Origin of the sequence: Cupriavidus sp. 2KB_3 (assembly GCF_052115685.1) — a bacterium.
GTDB classification, from domain to species: Bacteria; Pseudomonadota; Gammaproteobacteria; order Burkholderiales; family Burkholderiaceae; genus Cupriavidus; species Cupriavidus campinensis.
Genome location: NZ_JBFRHD010000004.1, coordinates 244684 through 261047, shown reverse-complemented (window position 1 = coordinate 261047; position 16364 = coordinate 244684). Strand labels below are relative to the sequence as shown.

The 16364-nt window shown below is 62.2% G+C and carries 10 protein-coding genes; 7 read left to right on the top strand and 3 right to left on the bottom strand.

Going from position 1 to position 16364, the window contains the following annotated elements:
• Positions 1 to 30 precede the first annotated feature (30 nt).
• The gene (locus AB4120_RS05880) at positions 31 to 5529 is read right to left on the bottom strand and encodes a trifunctional serine/threonine-protein kinase/ATP-binding protein/sensor histidine kinase (RefSeq protein ID WP_441641990.1); all 5499 of its coding nucleotides are present in this window, start codon (positions 5527 to 5529) and stop codon (positions 31 to 33) included.
• A 305-nt stretch (positions 5530 to 5834) separates the two neighbouring features.
• Between AB4120_RS05880 and AB4120_RS05875 the strand changes: the two genes are divergently transcribed.
• From AB4120_RS05875 to AB4120_RS05860, 4 genes are read left to right on the top strand one after another with little or no spacing between them, the layout of a single operon-like run.
• Positions 5835 to 7358 carry an efflux transporter outer membrane subunit gene (locus AB4120_RS05875; RefSeq protein WP_149135984.1) on the top strand — a complete coding sequence of 508 codons (1524 nt, stop codon included), beginning with the start codon at positions 5835 to 5837 and terminating at the stop codon, positions 7356 to 7358.
• A gap of 40 nt (positions 7359 to 7398) precedes the next feature.
• Positions 7399 to 8970, top strand: a complete 1572-nt coding sequence (locus AB4120_RS05870; protein WP_441641989.1) for an MFS transporter — start codon at positions 7399 to 7401, stop codon at positions 8968 to 8970.
• Between the two features lie 6 nt (positions 8971 to 8976).
• Positions 8977 to 10011: an HlyD family secretion protein gene (locus AB4120_RS05865; protein WP_441641988.1), complete on the top strand. Its 1035-nt coding sequence runs from the start codon at positions 8977 to 8979 to the stop codon at positions 10009 to 10011.
• An 11-nt stretch (positions 10012 to 10022) separates the two neighbouring features.
• Positions 10023 to 10643, top strand: coding sequence for a TetR/AcrR family transcriptional regulator (locus AB4120_RS05860; RefSeq protein WP_149135987.1), 621 nt, complete (start codon positions 10023 to 10025; stop codon positions 10641 to 10643).
• Positions 10644 to 10741: 98 nt separating this feature from the next.
• On the opposite strand, the gene AB4120_RS05855 is transcribed toward AB4120_RS05860, so the two are convergent.
• Positions 10742 to 11866, bottom strand: a complete 1125-nt coding sequence (locus AB4120_RS05855; RefSeq protein ID WP_441641987.1) for an alkene reductase — start codon at positions 11864 to 11866, stop codon at positions 10742 to 10744.
• Between the two features lie 418 nt (positions 11867 to 12284).
• On the opposite strand from AB4120_RS05855, the gene AB4120_RS05850 reads away from it, so the two are divergent.
• The 3 genes from AB4120_RS05850 (at position 12285) to AB4120_RS05840 (ending at position 15314) form a co-directional block, all read left to right on the top strand.
• Positions 12285 to 12803 (top strand): YbhB/YbcL family Raf kinase inhibitor-like protein, encoded by a 519-nt coding sequence (locus tag AB4120_RS05850; RefSeq protein WP_441642019.1) that lies wholly within the window; start codon positions 12285 to 12287, stop codon positions 12801 to 12803.
• A gap of 148 nt (positions 12804 to 12951) precedes the next feature.
• Complete coding sequence (locus tag AB4120_RS05845) at positions 12952 to 14154, top strand: MFS transporter (RefSeq protein WP_441641986.1); 1203 nt, start codon at positions 12952 to 12954, stop codon at positions 14152 to 14154.
• A gap of 47 nt (positions 14155 to 14201) precedes the next feature.
• Positions 14202 to 15314, top strand: a complete 1113-nt coding sequence (locus tag AB4120_RS05840) for an alkene reductase (protein ID WP_441641985.1) — start codon at positions 14202 to 14204, stop codon at positions 15312 to 15314.
• A gap of 1 nt (position 15315) precedes the next feature.
• Here AB4120_RS05840 and AB4120_RS05835 read toward each other — a convergent pair whose 3' ends face one another.
• A complete protein-coding gene (locus AB4120_RS05835; RefSeq protein WP_149135990.1) occupies positions 15316 to 16230 on the bottom strand; it encodes a LysR family transcriptional regulator in 915 nt (304 codons plus the stop codon).
• Between the last annotated feature and the right edge of the window lie 134 nt (positions 16231 to 16364).

Below are 16364 nucleotides of genomic sequence, written 5' to 3'. Positions count from 1 at the left end.
GTGTGGCATAGACCACATGTCATGGCAGCCTCAGACCTGCTTCGCAGGTAAGGTGAACTGGACAATTGCGCCGCGCGGCAAGTTGGCGCTTGCCCATAGGCGGCCCCCGTGAGCGTGGACAATCGAGCGGCAGATTGACAACCCCATGCCAAGCCCGGCGGGCTTGGTGGTGTAGAACGGGTCGAACGCGAGAGCGCTATTCTGGCCAAAGCCCGGCCCCGAGTCGCATACGGCCACGTGCACGCCTGGACCATCCGCGCCTTCCGCCGCGCCAGTGACAATGTGCAGGGTCCTTGCCCCATCCGTGGTAGTGCTCATTGCTTCCAGTGCGTTTACGAGGAGGTTGAGCAACACCTGCTGTATCTCGATACGGTCCCCTTCAATGCAGGGCAAGCCGTGTGCAAGGGCCGTTTGCACAGAAGCGCCACTTTTTGCAGCCGCCCCCTGGGTGAGCTCGATCACCTCGCTGATCGCCGCGTTGATATCCACCCGCTCCCTCCGCGGCGGCGTCTGCTTGATCATGCCGCGTATCCGGGCGAGTACGTCGCCGGCGCGGTTCGCGTCCTTGACGATACGGCCGAGTGCGCGACCCACTTCGTCAATATTCGGCGGTTGGGCGTTTAGCCACCGTTGCGCGGCCTGGGCGTTCGTGAGTGTGGCGGCAATCGGCTGATTGACTTCGTGCGCGATCGACGCCGCGAGCTGACCCATGGTGGCTACCCGGTTGGCATGCGCCAGTTCCCTTTGCACCTCGCGATAGCGCCGCTCGCTGTCGCGGAACTTTTCCTCTGCTTGCTTGCGTTCGGTCAGGTCGAGCACGAACGCGACACCTTCTGTCCGGCTGGCCTCAAAGGTCGCCAGACCGATGATGACCGGCACGCGGCTGCTATCTTTGCGGATGTACTCTTTCTCGAAGGGCTGGGCACGGCCGGTTTGCCTGGCCTCTGCCTCCGCACGTTCGATAAGATGACGGAACTCCGGCGGCGTCAGGTCATGCCAGCTAACCTGCCCGTAGACCAGATCCTCTCGGTCATATCCCACTATGCGGAGGAATACGTCGTTGGCTTCGAAGATGCTTCCGTCCAGGCGCCACGAAGCAATGCCGATGATGTTCGCGTCGACGAGACGCCGAATCTTTGCTTCCCGCGTGGCGATATCACGATACAGCCGGGCATTCTCCAGCGAGTTTGCGGCCTGTGCAGCAACAAGCTTGAGCACGGCAATGCGGGCCGGGCTGAACGCACGGGGCGCCAGGTTGTTCTCCAGATAGAGCACGCCGGTCAGCTTCGCGTGGTTCATCAACAGCAGGCAGAGCACAGATCGGACGCAATGCTGGCGGATGTATGGGTCAGCCGCGAACAAGGGATCTTCTGCAGCGTCGTTAAGTGTCACGTTTTCATGGGTGCGCAGCACGTGGTAGAGCACCGACTCCGGCAGCATCGTGGCACTCACCGGCACATCGTGGATCCGCAGGGCAATGCCATCGGCGCTGGTCGTCGCTTCCGCGGCAATACGAAGCGTGTCGTCGCCAGACAGGATCAACAGGCCCCGTTGCGCCCCGGCCTGTTCTATGGCCGTGCGCATGACCATGTCGATAAGCGCGTCCAGGACGATGGGCCCCGACGTGGCTTGCGACACCTTCATGACGGTGGCCAGATCGAGACGTTCGACCGATGCTGCCATCGTGCTGGTCGGGCTCGGCGCGGCCTCTTCGGCCCTCAGGTGCGGAAAAGCTTCTTCGAGTTGCCGCACCTTGGCATCGGCGCCCCAGCGCAGATACGCATAGCGGGCATCCTGCCGATACACGCGGGCGAGCTTATCGAGTCGCCGATGTGCAAAGAAGCGTGCCGCCAGTTCGTTGGCCAGCGCCTCGATATGGATGAAGCCGTTCTGCCTTGCCATATCGATGGCCTGCTCGTAGAGCCCTTCGGCGTCGACCGGGCGACCGTCCAGGCGAGCAATCTCGCCACCCAGTAGCGCAGTGTGGCTCGCGAAGTTCGCCGGACAGTGGCCTTCCCAAATGCGAAATTGCCCATGATGGGCGATCAGGACATCCAGATGCTGCTGGCGTTCGCCGGCTGGTGCGATGTCGCACAGGCCGGCCCGGGTCAGTGCGACATAGAAAAAGTACTCGGCTTCTTCGAGGAACGAGTACGCCGTCCATCGCAGTTCATGTGCCCTGGATGCGGCATGCATGGCCGCTTCAAGGTCGCCGGCGAGATAACGCGCCTGGAGCTTCCGGACCCAGTACCAGCAGGCGGCGATTTCCAGCGACGGTCGGGCCAGGCGTTGTTCGGCGTGCGCTTCGATGTACTCCCCGTCGTCAAGGCAGCCGAATGCCGGTGTCGCCCCCCGCAGCATCCGGATCAGGGCCAGCTGGTTTTCGAGAAACTCGACCACGATACCGAACTGCACCTTCCTGGCGAAGTCCAGGCAGGCTTCGGCCTCGCGTTGCAACTCGGGTAGCGGCTCGCCGATGAAAAGCAGGTTCGAAACAAGGCAGTTGCAGGAAAACGCGCCAAACGGAATGTCGCCGATCCGGCTGGCGGTATCGAACACGTGGCGCAGTTGCTCCACGCAGCTGCGCAGCGGTTGCGTCCAGTGTGCGACGAAAATCGAAAAGGAATGGAAGATGCTGGCTTCGTAGCGCTCCAGGCCACGGCGTTCAACCAGCGCGCGACCGAGTCGGCCGAATGCGAAGCCGGCCTGATAGTCGCCGAAAAGCCGTCCGGCGAACCTGGGGAAGTTGGTGTAGGCCACACAAGTGGCATCGCCATTGCCGTGCGTGAGACTGAGATTGATCGCCTTGCAAATTGTCAGGCAGGCGAGGTTGCTGTCGGTGAGGACGGCCGGCGCACGTAGCGTGGTCAGTGCCTCGACGGTTGCCAGCACGTCGTCGTCCTCCATCTGCGGCAGATCGATCAGATCTTCGATGGCGCGGTCCCCAAGTTGTGACCAGATGCGTTCGTATTCGCTGCGTACTGTTTCGTCATCGGGGTGGGTCGACCACTCGATGCCCACGTGACGGAGGAAGTCCAGGCACACCGCCACCGCGATGTCTGCGCGAGCGAGAATCAGATACAGATTCATCTGCCAGCAAACAACCCGGGAACGCTCGACGATTGTGATGGCGCGCCTGGACAGTGCCGCCAATCGCGGTTCGGCGCACGGTAGCTGTCCCGTCATGAATTCGCACTCGGCACGGTCGAGTTCCAGCGCGAACATCAATTCGTGCTGGTGTTCCCAGCATTCGTCGCGCAGCAGTTCCGCGCCGGCGGTGGCATAGGCCAGCGCCGACGTATAGGCGGTGGATGCCTTGGCGCGCCGGCAGGCCATCCGATTGAACGCCGCCAGTTGCACGCGCTCGGGCCATTCCGTGATCAGTGCCGCGCCGCGATTGAGTTGGCCCACGATCTCGAAGATAAGTTCCTCGTGCTTGTCTGCGGGCGTCTGCGCGGCGAGCAGCCGGCCGATCCGCAGATGGGCCCTGGCGCGCGCGCCTTCGGGGATCAACGAGTACGCCGCTTCATGCACCCGGTCGTGTACGAACGCGTACGAATCGTCCAGCCGTACGAGCAGGTCCTGGCGAATCGCTTCCCACAACACCGCGTGGGTCGGTGACACCTCGGTGCCGAGAACGGTGGATAGATCGGTGAATCCGGCGGCATTGCCCAGACACGCCAGCTGTTGCAACGCCTGCTGGGTCTCGGCTGGCAGTCGGGCCAGCTTCCCCACCATCAGGTCGACAACGTTGTCGGTGTACCCCTTGGCATGGATGCGATCGGGATCCCAGCGCCAGGTGCGCGCTGCATAGTCGAATGTCAGCAGGTCTTCGTCGGCAAGTTCCTGCAGGAACTGGATGACGAAGAACGGATTGCCTCCGGTCTTTTCTTCCACCAGTTGTGCCAGTGGCGCGATGCTTTCCGGGTCACGATGCAGCGCGTCGGCGATCAGCTGCCGGATGTGCGCCGTGGAGAGCGGCGCCAGCCGGATTTCATCTATCAGGCCGCCCGCGCCGCGGATGGCCTGAAGCTTGCGCGTCAGCAGATGGGATGCATCGACTTCGTTATCGCGGTAGGCGCCGATCAGCAGCAGGTGCCGCAAGTCGGAATTGGTCAGCAGATCTTCGATGAGGTCCAACGTGGCCGCATCAAGCCACTGCAGATCATCGAGGAAGAGCGCCAGCGGATGTTCCGGCCGGGCAAATACGCCGATGAAGCGACGGAACAACAGCAGGAAGCGGCGCTGTGCCTGCTGTGGCTCCAGTTCCGGCACAGGTGCCGGCTCCCCGATGATCAGCTTCAGCTCGGGGATCAGGTCCGTCATCAGTCGTGCATTCGAATCCAGCGCTTCCAGGAATGTGCCGCGCCACGTCGCAAGCTCAGCGTCGGGCTTGCCAAGCAGCGATCGCACCAGGCCCTGGAAGGCCCGCACCAGCGTTGCATAAGGGATGTCACGCTTGTACTGGTCGAACTTGCCCGACGCGAACAGCCCGCACGGCGGCACCAGCACCTTGTGCAGTTCGTTGACGACGGAGGACTTGCCGATGCCGGAATAGCCGGAAACCAGTATCAGCTCCGGCACGTTGCTGCTGACGACGCGCGTGAATGCGGCACAGAGCGTATTGACCTCGCGCTCGCGGCCATACAGCTTCTCGGGAATCAGCAGGCGGTCCGGTGCGCCGTGTTCGTCCAGCGGAAATTCGTCGATACGGCGCTGACGCTGCCAGTCTGTCAGGCAGCGTTGAAGATCGTGCTCGACGCCGGCGGCCGTCTGGTAGCGATCCTCGGCCGTCTTGGCCAGCAGCTTCATGATGATGTTGGACAGCAGGGCCGGGGCGCTTACCCGCGCGCTCGGCGGCGCCGGCGTCCGGGCGATATGGCAGTGCACCCATTCCATGGCATCGGTCGCCGTGAACGGCAGTACGCCGGTGAGCATCTGGTAAAGCGTGACGCCGAGCGCGTAGAGATCGCTGCGAGAATCGATCGAGCGATTCATGCGGCCGGTCTGCTCGGGTGCCATATAGGCGAGCGTACCGGCGATGGTCTCGGGCGGCTGGGGTGCCTGGCGCTCGCGGGGCAGCCGTGAGGTAAGCCCGAATCCGGTCAGGCGAACCTGGCCGTCGGGGCAGTTCACCAGAATATGGGTGGGCTTGAGATCCTTGTGAACCAGGCCATGCTGATGGAGTTTTTCCAGCGCGGCGGCAATGCCAACCGCCATCCGCAAGAACTCTTCTGTCTCCATCGGCACCCCGGTCAGGCTGGTGAGCGGCTCGCCGCCGGGGTCCTCAAGCATCAGCACCGTGCGCCCATCCATGCGCAGCAGCTTCAGCGGACGCACTGCCCATGCGGCATCGAGTTCGTCCTTCAGGCCAAATTCGTGAGACAGGCGTGCCAGGCTGGCGGGTGATGGATGCGCGGCGGCAAGTTCCGCGTAGAGGGTATGGCAAGGGCCGTGGTCGCCGTTGTATGACCCGCGCGAGAATACGCGCTCGCCGTCGTCCCAAAGAATCGGAAATATTTCAACCATTTCGGTGCTGGCGTCCTAAATCTCGCTGAATTGACCGCGTTGCTACCAGACCCGAAGAAAGAAGCACGCAAACAACAAGTTGCTCCGATCGTCCATCACGTCGACCGACCGGCAAGCGCACCCCTACCCTTCCCTTCCCCGGGACCATTAAGCGTCTCGGGACACCGGACAACCGGCCCCGGCAAGGGTTGCCCACCGCGCTTGCGGACCTCAGCTAAGTGGGCTCGTCGCCATATTTGACATACTATTTGGTATTCAGATACTATTTTGTATCTTGTTCACCCATTTGTCCATAGGCGCTTGTTATGTCTTTCACTCTGCGCTCGCGAGTCGTTTGCTGTGCAATGGTTTGCGCCTGGCTAGGCGGCTGTGCCGTCGGACCGGACTTCAAGACACCTGCGATGCCGCCTTCCGAGCAATTGCTCGGCACAGACGACGGGACAGACAGGCAAAAATTCTCGGCTGAACCGGTGAACGCGGACTGGTGGAACCTGTTCAACGATCCGGTGCTGACTTCGCTCGAATCTCGCGTGGCCACGCAGAACCTTGAATTGCAGGCAGCCGAGGCGCGAATCCATCAGAGCCGCGCACGGCTGCGCGTCGTGGGGGCCGATGCCTACCCAACGTTCTCAGCCAACGCTTCGGCGTTACGTGAGCGTGCAAGCCCCAACGGGATCCTCAAGCTGACAGGCACCTCTGGCGCAGTGAGTGCGACCGCGGCCAATGGCGCCGATCCATTTGGCACCAGCGCACTGCAAGGCGAACTCGGCTCGCCGCCATACAGCCTGTGGCAATACGGCGTCGATGCCACCTGGGAGATCGATATTTGGGGCAAGATCCGACGCGCCAAAGAGTCCGCCTCGGCGACAGCCGATGCGACGGTGTATGACCGCGAAGCGGTGCGCGTCCTGGTCTCCGCCGAAGTGGCGCGGACTTACCTCGCCTTGCGCGGCGTGCAGTCGTCCCTCGCAATTGCGAGAAGGAATCAGGAGATCACCGAAGGCACCCTACGGCTGGCGACGCGCCGAGTGGAACAGGGCGTGGCCACACGATATACAGCGGCCAGTGCCCGCGCGGATCTCGCAACGGTGACAGCCACTATCCCGGATCTGGAGCGCCAACGGGCGGCGCTGATGAACGCGCTGGCACTCCTGCTTGGCGAGGCTCCGCATGCGCTCGATTCCGAGCTTGCGCAAGATGGCGGCATCCCTGCGCCACCCGCTCTCGTCCCGGTAGGCCTCCCCTCGGACCTTGCACACCGCCGTCCTGACATCCTTCGCGCAGAGGCCGAGCTCCATGCGGCGACCGCTGCGATAGGCGTGGCAAAAGCAAATTTCTACCCAAGCATCAGTCTTACCGGCAGCTTTGGCATCCAAGCGCTCAAGTTCACCGAAGCGGGTGATTGGAGCGCGCGCCAATTTGCAGTCGGCCCGGTGCTGCATCTGCCGATTTTCGAAGGCGGACGTTTAATGGGCACGCTGGCGCTGACCCAGGCGCGTCATCAGGAAACCGCTATCCGGTATCGGCAGACCGTGCTCACCGCATGGCATGAGGTGGACGACGCGTTAACTGCGTATCGGGCCGAGCAGGCTCGCGACGAGCAACTTGGCGTCGCCGTCGAGAACACCCGGATCGCATTCCGAACCGCGCAGCAGCGCTACGCGCACGGCGCATCAACGTTCCTGTCGGTGTTGATAGCCCAGCGCGATTTGCTCGCCGCCGAGAACGCGTTGACGCGGAGCCGGACAGAGGTGTCGATTGCGATGGTAAAGCTATACAAAGCCCTTGGCGGAGGGTGGACACCGGCGATCGAGACCGCCGCTCGATAGGCGATTGGACCTACGTTAAAGCACTCACCCCCTATTTCGCATGCCAACAACAATAACGAATACTCTTCCCTCGACGCCCGGTCGCGCGGAAACCGGGCAGCCAACGTTCAATACGCAAGTGTTCGTGGGCGTTCTTGGCGTGTTCGTCGCTGCGATGATGTCGGGATTGAACAATCGAATCGGAGGTCTGTCGTTGGCTGACCTCAAAGGCGCGAGCGGAATTGGTGCGGACGAAGGCAGTTGGATCACGAGCGTGTATTCCGCATGTGAACTCGCCGCAATGCCCTTTGCCACATGGTTTGCAATCACGCTGTCACTGCGACGCTTTCATCTCGGCGTAGTGACTGTTTTCACCATCCTCGGCCTGCTGACACCCTATGCGCCAAACCTGACCGTATTGCTGTGTCTGCGGGCTATGCAAGGGTTCTTCGGTGGATTGCTCATTCCTGTGCTGATGGCGGCAGCCTTGCGGTTTTTCCCGCTACAACTGCGTCTCTACGGCCTGGCGCTTTATGCGATGACAGCCACGTTCTCGCCGAATGTCGCGACGTGGCTGTCGGCGACTTACACCGACACACTTGGCGACTGGCATCTGGTCTACTGGCAGACGCTGCCGCTGGCCATCTTCTCGCTTTGGGCTGTAGCGTGGGGCATGCCACAGGACCCCGTGACGCTGGTGAGGTTCAGGCAAATGAACTTGTTCGGTCTGATCACTGGTGTCGCCGGACTGACCATGCTCGGCCTTGGACTATCGCAAGGCGAACGTTACGACTGGTTCAACGATGCGCTCGTGTGTTGGTTGTTCAGCGCCGGCGGTGCGTTGGTCATTTCGTGCTTGCTCACCGAGTGGTTTCACCCTTTGCCGTTTATCAGGCTGCAACTGCTACGCAGGCGCAATCTCGGGTTAGGTTTCTCAATCTTCTTTGCGCTGGTGGTGATCCTTCTTTCTGGATCGCTGTTACCAGCCGTCTTCCTCACCCATGTTCACGGATTCCGCACTCCGTATGTCGCGGTACTAGGTATCACTGTCGGCCTTCCACAGTTCCTTCTCGGCCCACTCGTGTCGTTTCTGCTTTACAAGCGCTGGATGGACGCGCGATACATGTTCGCCAGCGGCCTACTGTGCATCGCAATGTCATGCCTGATCGCTTCGCGGGTCACGGCGGCATGGATGACGCCGGAGTTCGTTGCGGTGCAGGTATTGCAGGCCGTAGGCCAGCCGATGGCGGTCATTTCCACACTATTCCTGGCCACCAGCGTAGTGCAGCCAAGCGAAGGCCCTTTGGTGTCCGGCATCGTCAATGTAATACGCGCGCTGGCCACCGTCTGCGGCGCAGCGCTTGTAGAAAGGCTTATCGTAGTACGCGAGCACATGCACTCGAATGTATTACTCGATCGTGCGATCAATCTCGGCGGCTCAAACACGGATGCGACGAGTTCCGCCGGTCTCGAGTATCTGCATGATCTCGCCGGGCGCGTCATACACCAGGCGTTCGTGCTGTCGGTCGCCGATGCCTATCTGGTTCTGGGCCTGATGGCTGTGGCCCTGGTTCCGTTCGTTCTGCATATGCATTACATCCCCCCACCCGCATTGAAGAAATCATCACACTGAATCATCATGATGCTCCCACGCCCCGCAAAGATCGCCGTTTGGATCGTCCTCTGCTGCGCGCTTGCCGCAACGGCCTACCTCTACTTTCACGATGAGGGACGTGCCTCGTCACAGACCACGACTGACGCCTATGTCCGCGCCGACTCAACGCTTGTGGCACCACGCATTGCCGGGCAGATATCTCAGGTACTTGTAGAAGACAACCAGGTCGTGACGCGAGGCCAACTGCTGGCGACCATCGACGATCGAGACTTCGTGGTGGCGGTAGCTAGCGCCACCGCAGAAGTCAACAACGCACGCGCCGATCTCGCGCGACTCAAGGCCGCGCGACGGCAGCAGGACAGCGTAATCCAGCAAGGAAATGCCGCGATAGCGGCCGACAGCGCCGCAATCACCTTCGCAGATGTCGATGCCAAACGGTATGCCAACCTCTCACTCGATGGTTCCGGCACGGTGCAGGAGCGGCAACAATCGCAATCGCAACTGCAGGTGGCGATTGCGCGACGCATGGAACACACGGCGGCGCGCGATGCGTCCCAGCACCAGGCCGGTGTCCTGCTGGCTCAGCAGAAGCAGGCTGAGGCATCGCTAGAAAAGGCGATTGCGGCCCTTGACGCGGCGACGCTGAACCTCTCGTACACGCGGATCACCGCACCGATCGACGGCACGGTTGGGCATCGCACACTACGCGTCGGCGCCTATGTACACGTCGGCGCACCGCTGCTGGCGGTGGTTCCGCTGAAGGACGCGTACATTGAAGCCAACTTCCGAGAGACGCAACTACGACGCGTGCGAGCCGGCCAAGCCGTTACAATTACGGTGGACATGCTGCCGGGTGTCGAGCTGCACGGCCATGTGGAAAGCGTCGCGCCCGCCAGCGGCATCGCGTTCTCTCCGGTCGCGCCCGACAATGCCACCGGGAACTTCACAAAGGTAGTGCAGCGCCTTCCCGTAAAGATTCGCATCGACGATAGCCAGGCCGCCGCCCAGAGCCTGAGGATCGGTATGTCCGTGGTTCCCACCGTACACGTGCGTTCGTGACCGGCGGGAGCGTGACGAACCAGCAAGTCCACAAATTTGCATCGATGGCACGTTTGACAAGACAGGAAAGCCGCGCGTTGACGCGCGAAAAGCTGCTGGCCGCCGCCGGCAAGGTATTCACGCGAGAAGGCTTGGGAGGTGCCTCGATTGACCGAATCGTCGAGGAGGCTGGCTACACCAAGGGGGCGTTCTATTCAAATTTCACGTCGAAGGAAGATATCTTCCTTCAGTTCGTGGAGGACGTAAGCTTCCGCGACGTCGCCGATCTGGAACGCGTGGTTCTCGGCATTGAAGATCCCGAAGCACTGATTACTGCCATTTGCCAATGGGCTACGGAGACGTCGCGAGAACCGGGTCCGCGTTCGCTCATTCTTGACTTGATTCGGCACGCGAAGCAGGATGCAGCGCTCACCAAGCGTCATACCGAGATGTTCACTTATCAGTGGACCAAGGTAGGGATGGTGGTCACGAAGATCTTTCCGCCCGGCCGCGTACCAGCTACGCCATTGGAACTGGGCGCGCTCGTCATGGAGTTGACCTTTGGTATCGCGCTCCAATTTCACGCAGGCCCTTCGGCTGGGGATTTGATCGGCTTGTCGCTGCGGGCGATGGTGAAGGCAGCGCACGCCTGAGGCCACGGCGTTAGCGGCCTCCACCATGCAATCTACAATGGTCGCTTCGACGTGAGCCAGGGCCGAACGCGGAGTGTGCGCCCGGCCCGGCTTCGGCTTTATCGAGCCCGGAACGGCGGATAGTCAACGTATCCCTTGAGGCCGCCGCCGTAGTACGTGTCGCGATCGGGCGTGGCGAGTGGCAGTCCGTCCGCAAACCTGCGCACGAGGTCTGGATTGGCGATGAATGGTTGGCCGAATGCGGCCAGGTCGATCAGCCCCTCGTCGATCATGGCATGTGCGCGGTCCAGCGTCATGCTGCCGGCCAGGATGATGGCCGGCTTGCCGGCAGCTGCCTTGATGCGCCGGAGCAGTTCGATGGTGCGGTCGTCGGATGCCGTGGCGTCCTTCGGCGCGACCGAAACCTTTGTCTGGTCCATGACATGGATATAGGCGATGCCGCGGCGGCCCAGTTCGCGTGCCAGCACTTCGTAGGTGTCTAGAATCTCCGGATAGTGCGGCATGTCGAACAGCAGGCCGTACGGCGAGATCCGGATCCCAATCCGGCCCGCGCCAATTGCGGCGGCAATGCCGTCCACCACTTCCAGCGCAAAGCGCAGGCGGTTGTCGGGTGATGCCGAGTACCGATCGGTGCGATCGTTCACCAGCGGATTGAGAAACTGCTCGAACAGGTAGCCATTGGCGGCATGGATTTCCACACCGTCGAAGCCGGCCTTGGTGGCGTTGATGGCCGCAGTGACAAAGTCCTGCACGACGCGCCCCACTTCCTGCGTCGACAGCGCGGACGGTACGGACGCCGGCACGAAGCCGGGCTGGCCGTTGTCATCATAGCCAAAGACCGATGCGTTCGTCGTGGGCTTCGAGGTAGCGCTACGCGGCGCGGCCCCGTTGGGCTGCAGGGAGGTGTGGGACACGCGTCCGACATGCCAGAGCTGCGCAAAAATCTTTCCGCCAACGGCATGCACTGAATCAGTGGTGAGCCTCCAGCCGGCGACCTGCTCGTCGGAATAAATGCCCGGGTTGAACAGATAGCCCTGGCCTTCCCGCGAGACCGGACTGCCCTCGGTCACCATCAGCCCGGCGGTGGCGCGCTGCGCATAGTATAGGGCGGTGCGCTCGTCGGCAATATCGTTGGCGGCGCGCGAGCGCGTCATCGGTGCCATGACGATGCGATTCGATAGTTGAACTTCCCCGAGATCGTAGGACTGGAACAATTCCGTCATCGTAATTCCTGTAGTGGTCGCTGGCGACGTGGTGATGGCTTGGAGAGCAGGGACTGAGGTGACTATCCACGCAAGTACTGTTCAAGCGTGAAATCAGTATGCGCCGCGCACCGGTGGTGGTCGACGGCAGGCAAGGCAACACAGTCGTGCGCCGAATGCACCAACGCGTGCGGCGATTGTGATGCCGTCCAGCTGCCTCAGATTGTTGCCGACCCATCAACACAGTGAGCTACCAGACAGGCCTACTCGCGCTCGACGCCCGTGCATAAGATCAGCTTCGGCATTGGCTCCAGATGCTGCTGGCCCTGGCACCGATCTCCTGGCATTAAACGTCATGCTGACCTTCTCAAAGGAGCACATCGTGCGATCTGAACGTCTTCTGCGAAATAGTATTTTCCCCGCGGTACTTCTTGCGGTCATGCCCGCTGTCGCATTTCCTCAGTCGTTCACGGTCAAGGTTGATGATATCGATCGCGACCGCAATTTTTTGAACGCACAGGTCTACAACGGATTTGGATGTCATGGCGAGAATATCTCGCCGCGCATTTCGTGGTCGCACGTTCCGCCTGGAACGAAAAGTATCGTCTTGACCGTCCACGACCCTGATGCGCCGACAGGCGGCCTTGGATGGACGCACTGGAACGTCGTAAACATCTCGCCGTCGGTAACGTCGATTCAGCGGGGCGCTTCGGGACATGCAACATTACTGCCAGTGGGCGCACTCGAGACATTGACGGACTTTGGAGACTCGACATACGGTGGGCCTTGCCCGCCTCCAGGCGAGACACATCGATACGTCGTCACCGTATCCGCGCTTTCCGTCGCCAGCATAGGGGTAAAACCGGCCTCAAGTCCGGCCCTCGTCGCATATCAGATGCACGGCAATATCATTGCGCAGGCGCGATATGTTGCGAGGTATCACCGAACGTCGCACTAAGGCGCGGGGTGCGCCCGGGAAGGCACCCACCTTCGCGCGCAGGAGGGATCCGTTGCATCCCACGCAACGCTGATTTGCGCCCGGCTGTGATTCAAATTGCGCTTTCCGGCGCCTAAGCTCCCCCCATTGCAACCTGACCCTCAACGCAATGGAATCCACAACCCCTCCTCTCGCGGCCGGCGTCGGCCCTGCCTCCGCATCGATGTCCGGTGCGCTGGTCGCACTATTTTCGCTATGTGCCGGCGTGCTGGTTGCCAACCTCTACTACGCGCAACCGATCATCGAGATGATTGCGCCGACGGTGAGGCTATCGGCCCAAAGCGCCAGCGTGATCGTGTCGCTGACCCAGATTGGCTATGCCGTCGGCCTGTTCTTTCTGGTGCCCCTGGCAGATCTGCACGAGAACCGGCGCCTGCTCCTGATCAGCGGCGTGGCCGCCGCTATCAGCCTCGTGGGCGCCGCCACGGCGTCCCAGCCTGGACTGTTCCTGCTGGTATCGCTATTGCTTGGCCTGAGTTCCGTGAGCGTGCAGATCCTGATTCCGCTGGCGGCGCACCTTGCGCCCGAAGCGCTGCGTGGGCGCACCGTGGGCACGATCATGGGCGGCCTGCTCTCAGGGATCCTGTTGTCCCGGCCATTGTCGAGCCTGTTGGCGGAGTACTTCGGCTGGCGTGCGGTGTTCTTTATTGCTGCCGCGATGACGCTGGCAACGGTGGCCATCATCGCAGCGACGATTCCGCGCCGCATGCCCGAGCATCGCGGCACCTATGGCGGCCTGCTGGTTTCCCTGTGGCATCTGTTCACACGCTACGCGGTGCTGCGCCAGCGCTCGCTGTACCAGGCGCTGCTGTTTGCCGCGTTCAGCCTGTTCTGGACCGCCGCCCCCCTTGAGCTGGTCAGCCACTATGGCCTCGCGCAATCGCAGATTGGCGTCTTTGCACTGGTTGGCGCGCTGGGCGCTGTGGCGGCACCGATCGCCGGCCGGCTGGCGGATTCGGGCTACACGCGTATTGCCTCGTACCTGGCGATGATCGCTGCCGCCGTCAGTTTCATTCCCGGGCTTGTCGGTGGCGCAGGCGGTGTCTACTGGCTAGCATTGACCGGCATCGTGCTCGACTTTGCCGTGCAGATGAACATGGTGCTGGGTCAGCGTGCGATCTATGCGCTCGATGCCACCAGCCGCGGACGCCTGAATGCGCTGTACATGACCGCCATCTTCGCCGGGGGCGCGTTGGGATCCGCAGTGGCGAGCGTGCTCTACACGCATATCGGCTGGTCCGGCATCGTCGCGACGGGCAGTGGCCTTGCGCTGGTCTCGCTGCTGGCCATGGCACTCGCTTCGCGCCGCTAAGCGACGCGTTCCCTTCTATCGAACATTCATCGACCGGAGTCATCATCATGACATCCCAGCTGTTTTCGCCCATCACGATCGGGCAATTGCCCCTGCCCCATCGGGTCGCCATGGCGCCATTGACGCGCTCGCGCGCTGGCCAGCCAGGCAACGTGCCCAATGCCATGAACGTCGAGTACTACCGGCAACGTGCATCGGCGGCACTGATCATTACCGAGGCCACCCAGATCTCGCAGCAGGGCCAGGGCTATGCCTGGACGCCGGGCATCTACACCGCCGAGCAGGTTGAAGGGTGGCGCGCCGTGGCAAACGCCGTCCATGCCGCAGGCGGCCGGATTTTCCTGCAACTGTGGCACGTCGGTCGTGTTTCGCACCCGTCGTTTCAACCTGGCGGCGCCCTGCCGGTGGCTCCGAGCGCGCTTCCAGTGCCCGGCAAGACGTTCATCGTCGACGCCGATGGGAATGGCGTATGGGGCGACATCCCGACGCCGCAAGCGCTGACCGTGGAGGGTATCGCGGCGATCGTGCATGACTACCGCGTGGCCGCGCGGAATGCCATGGACGCAGGCATGGACGGCGTGGAAATCCATGCGGGAAATGGCTATCTGCTGGACCAGTTCATCAACTCTGAAAGCAACCATCGCACCGACGCCTATGGCGGCAGCATCGAGAATCGCGCGCGCCTGCTACTGGAGGTGGTGGCGGCCGTGACGTCAGAGATCGGCGCGGAACATGTGGGCGTCCGGCTCACGCCGATGGGCCGGTTCATGGGCATGGGCGATGCCGCGCCCGAGGCCACGTTCCCCTATATCGCGCGCCGCCTCAATGACGCGTCGCTCGCCTATTTGCACCTGGTGGAGCCGGCGATGGTCGGTACGGTAAAGGACGAAGCTGCCGACCCGCGCTGGGATGCCATCATGCGCAGGATGCGTGCCGAATTCCGCGGCGTGCTGATGCTGGCTGGCGGCTACGACGGTGCGTCCGCGGAGCGCGCGATTGCCGATGGGCGCGCCGACATCGTCGCGTTCGGACGGCCGTTCATCGCCAATCCCGATCTGCCCCGCCGCCTCAAGACCTCTGCGGCGCTCAATATCCCCAATCCGGAGACGTTCTTTGGCGGCACTGCCGCCGGCTACACCGACTATCCGGCGCTTGCCTGAATCATTCCTGGCGGCGCGTCGGCCCGGGCAATGTCGCCAGGAATGCCAGGAATGCGGCAATCCGCCGCGAGCCGCGCTGGTTCGGCAGATACAGCGCGGAGATGGCCGAGCTTGTCTGGTCAGGATTGACAGACCACGCGTCAAACAAAGGCGTCAGCCGCTGATTGTCGATATCGTCATCGACGAGCCAGTCGGGCAGCAGGCCGATGCCCTCGCCCGCCAGCGCGATCTCGCGCAATACCTCGGCGTTGTTGCTGCGGAAATGTCCGTTGACCGGAACTGTTGTCTCACTGCCGTCCTGGCGGAAGGTCCAAACCTGATCCCGCGCGCCATAGCTGAACCGCAGACAGCGATGATGGAGCAACTCGCCCGGTTCAGCGGGGACACCCTGTCTCTCCAGATAGGCCGGGCTGGCCACCACGCGACGGCGAAAGCGTCCGATCTCCCGCGCGACGACGTTATCGTAAGACGCCGGGCTGCCCAGCCGTACGGAGAGGTCAATCCGCTCGCCGATCAGGTCGATGATGTCGTCGGTCAGCGTAACCTCCACCTCGAGTTTCGGAAACTTCGCTAGCCAGTCGCCTAGATAGGGAGCAATGCATCGCCGCCCAAACGCCACGGGTAGCGACACGCGCAAGCGCCCAACCGGCTCCTCGCCCCGATCTGCGATCAACGCGTCGGCTTCCTCCACGGCATCGAGAATCTTCCGGGCCTGCTGGTAATAGGCTGCGCCGGCCTCGGTGACGGTGATGAGCCGTGTGGACCGATTCAGCAAAACCGCGCCCAGTGACGCCTCAAGGCCGTCGAGCGCGCGCGTGACCGACGAAGTCGCCAGTTCGAGGCGTCGTGCCGCGGCGGAGAAGCCCTTCGCATCCACGGTCTCAACGAACATCTTCAGTGCAAGCAGCTTGTCCATCTTCCAGGGATGATCGATTGATAACTCATGGTCATTTGGGAAGCGCGACGCAGTTCGATATGAACTGTGCGCCACGCCGGCATTCCGGCAGATAGTATCCCGCGCGCCGCATCCGATGGGCGTCGAATCAGGGT

Bases quoted from the DNA above. Each gene is read 5' to 3' on its own strand.
- AB4120_RS05880 (WP_441641990.1), bottom strand. From the start codon at position 5,529: ATGGTTGAAATATTTCCGATTCTTTGGGACGACGGCGAGCGCGTATTC.
- AB4120_RS05875 (WP_149135984.1), top strand. From the start codon at position 5,835: ATGTCTTTCACTCTGCGCTCGCGAGTCGTTTGCTGTGCAATGGTTTGC.
- AB4120_RS05870 (WP_441641989.1), top strand. From the start codon at position 7,399: ATGCCAACAACAATAACGAATACTCTTCCCTCGACGCCCGGTCGCGCG.
- AB4120_RS05865 (WP_441641988.1), top strand. From the start codon at position 8,977: ATGATGCTCCCACGCCCCGCAAAGATCGCCGTTTGGATCGTCCTCTGC.
- AB4120_RS05855 (WP_441641987.1), bottom strand. From the start codon at position 11,866: ATGACGGAATTGTTCCAGTCCTACGATCTCGGGGAAGTTCAACTATCG.
- AB4120_RS05850 (WP_441642019.1), top strand. From the start codon at position 12,285: ATGCCCGCTGTCGCATTTCCTCAGTCGTTCACGGTCAAGGTTGATGAT.
- AB4120_RS05845 (WP_441641986.1), top strand. From the start codon at position 12,952: ATGGAATCCACAACCCCTCCTCTCGCGGCCGGCGTCGGCCCTGCCTCC.
- AB4120_RS05840 (WP_441641985.1), top strand. From the start codon at position 14,202: ATGACATCCCAGCTGTTTTCGCCCATCACGATCGGGCAATTGCCCCTG.
- AB4120_RS05835 (WP_149135990.1), bottom strand. From the start codon at position 16,230: ATGGACAAGCTGCTTGCACTGAAGATGTTCGTTGAGACCGTGGATGCG.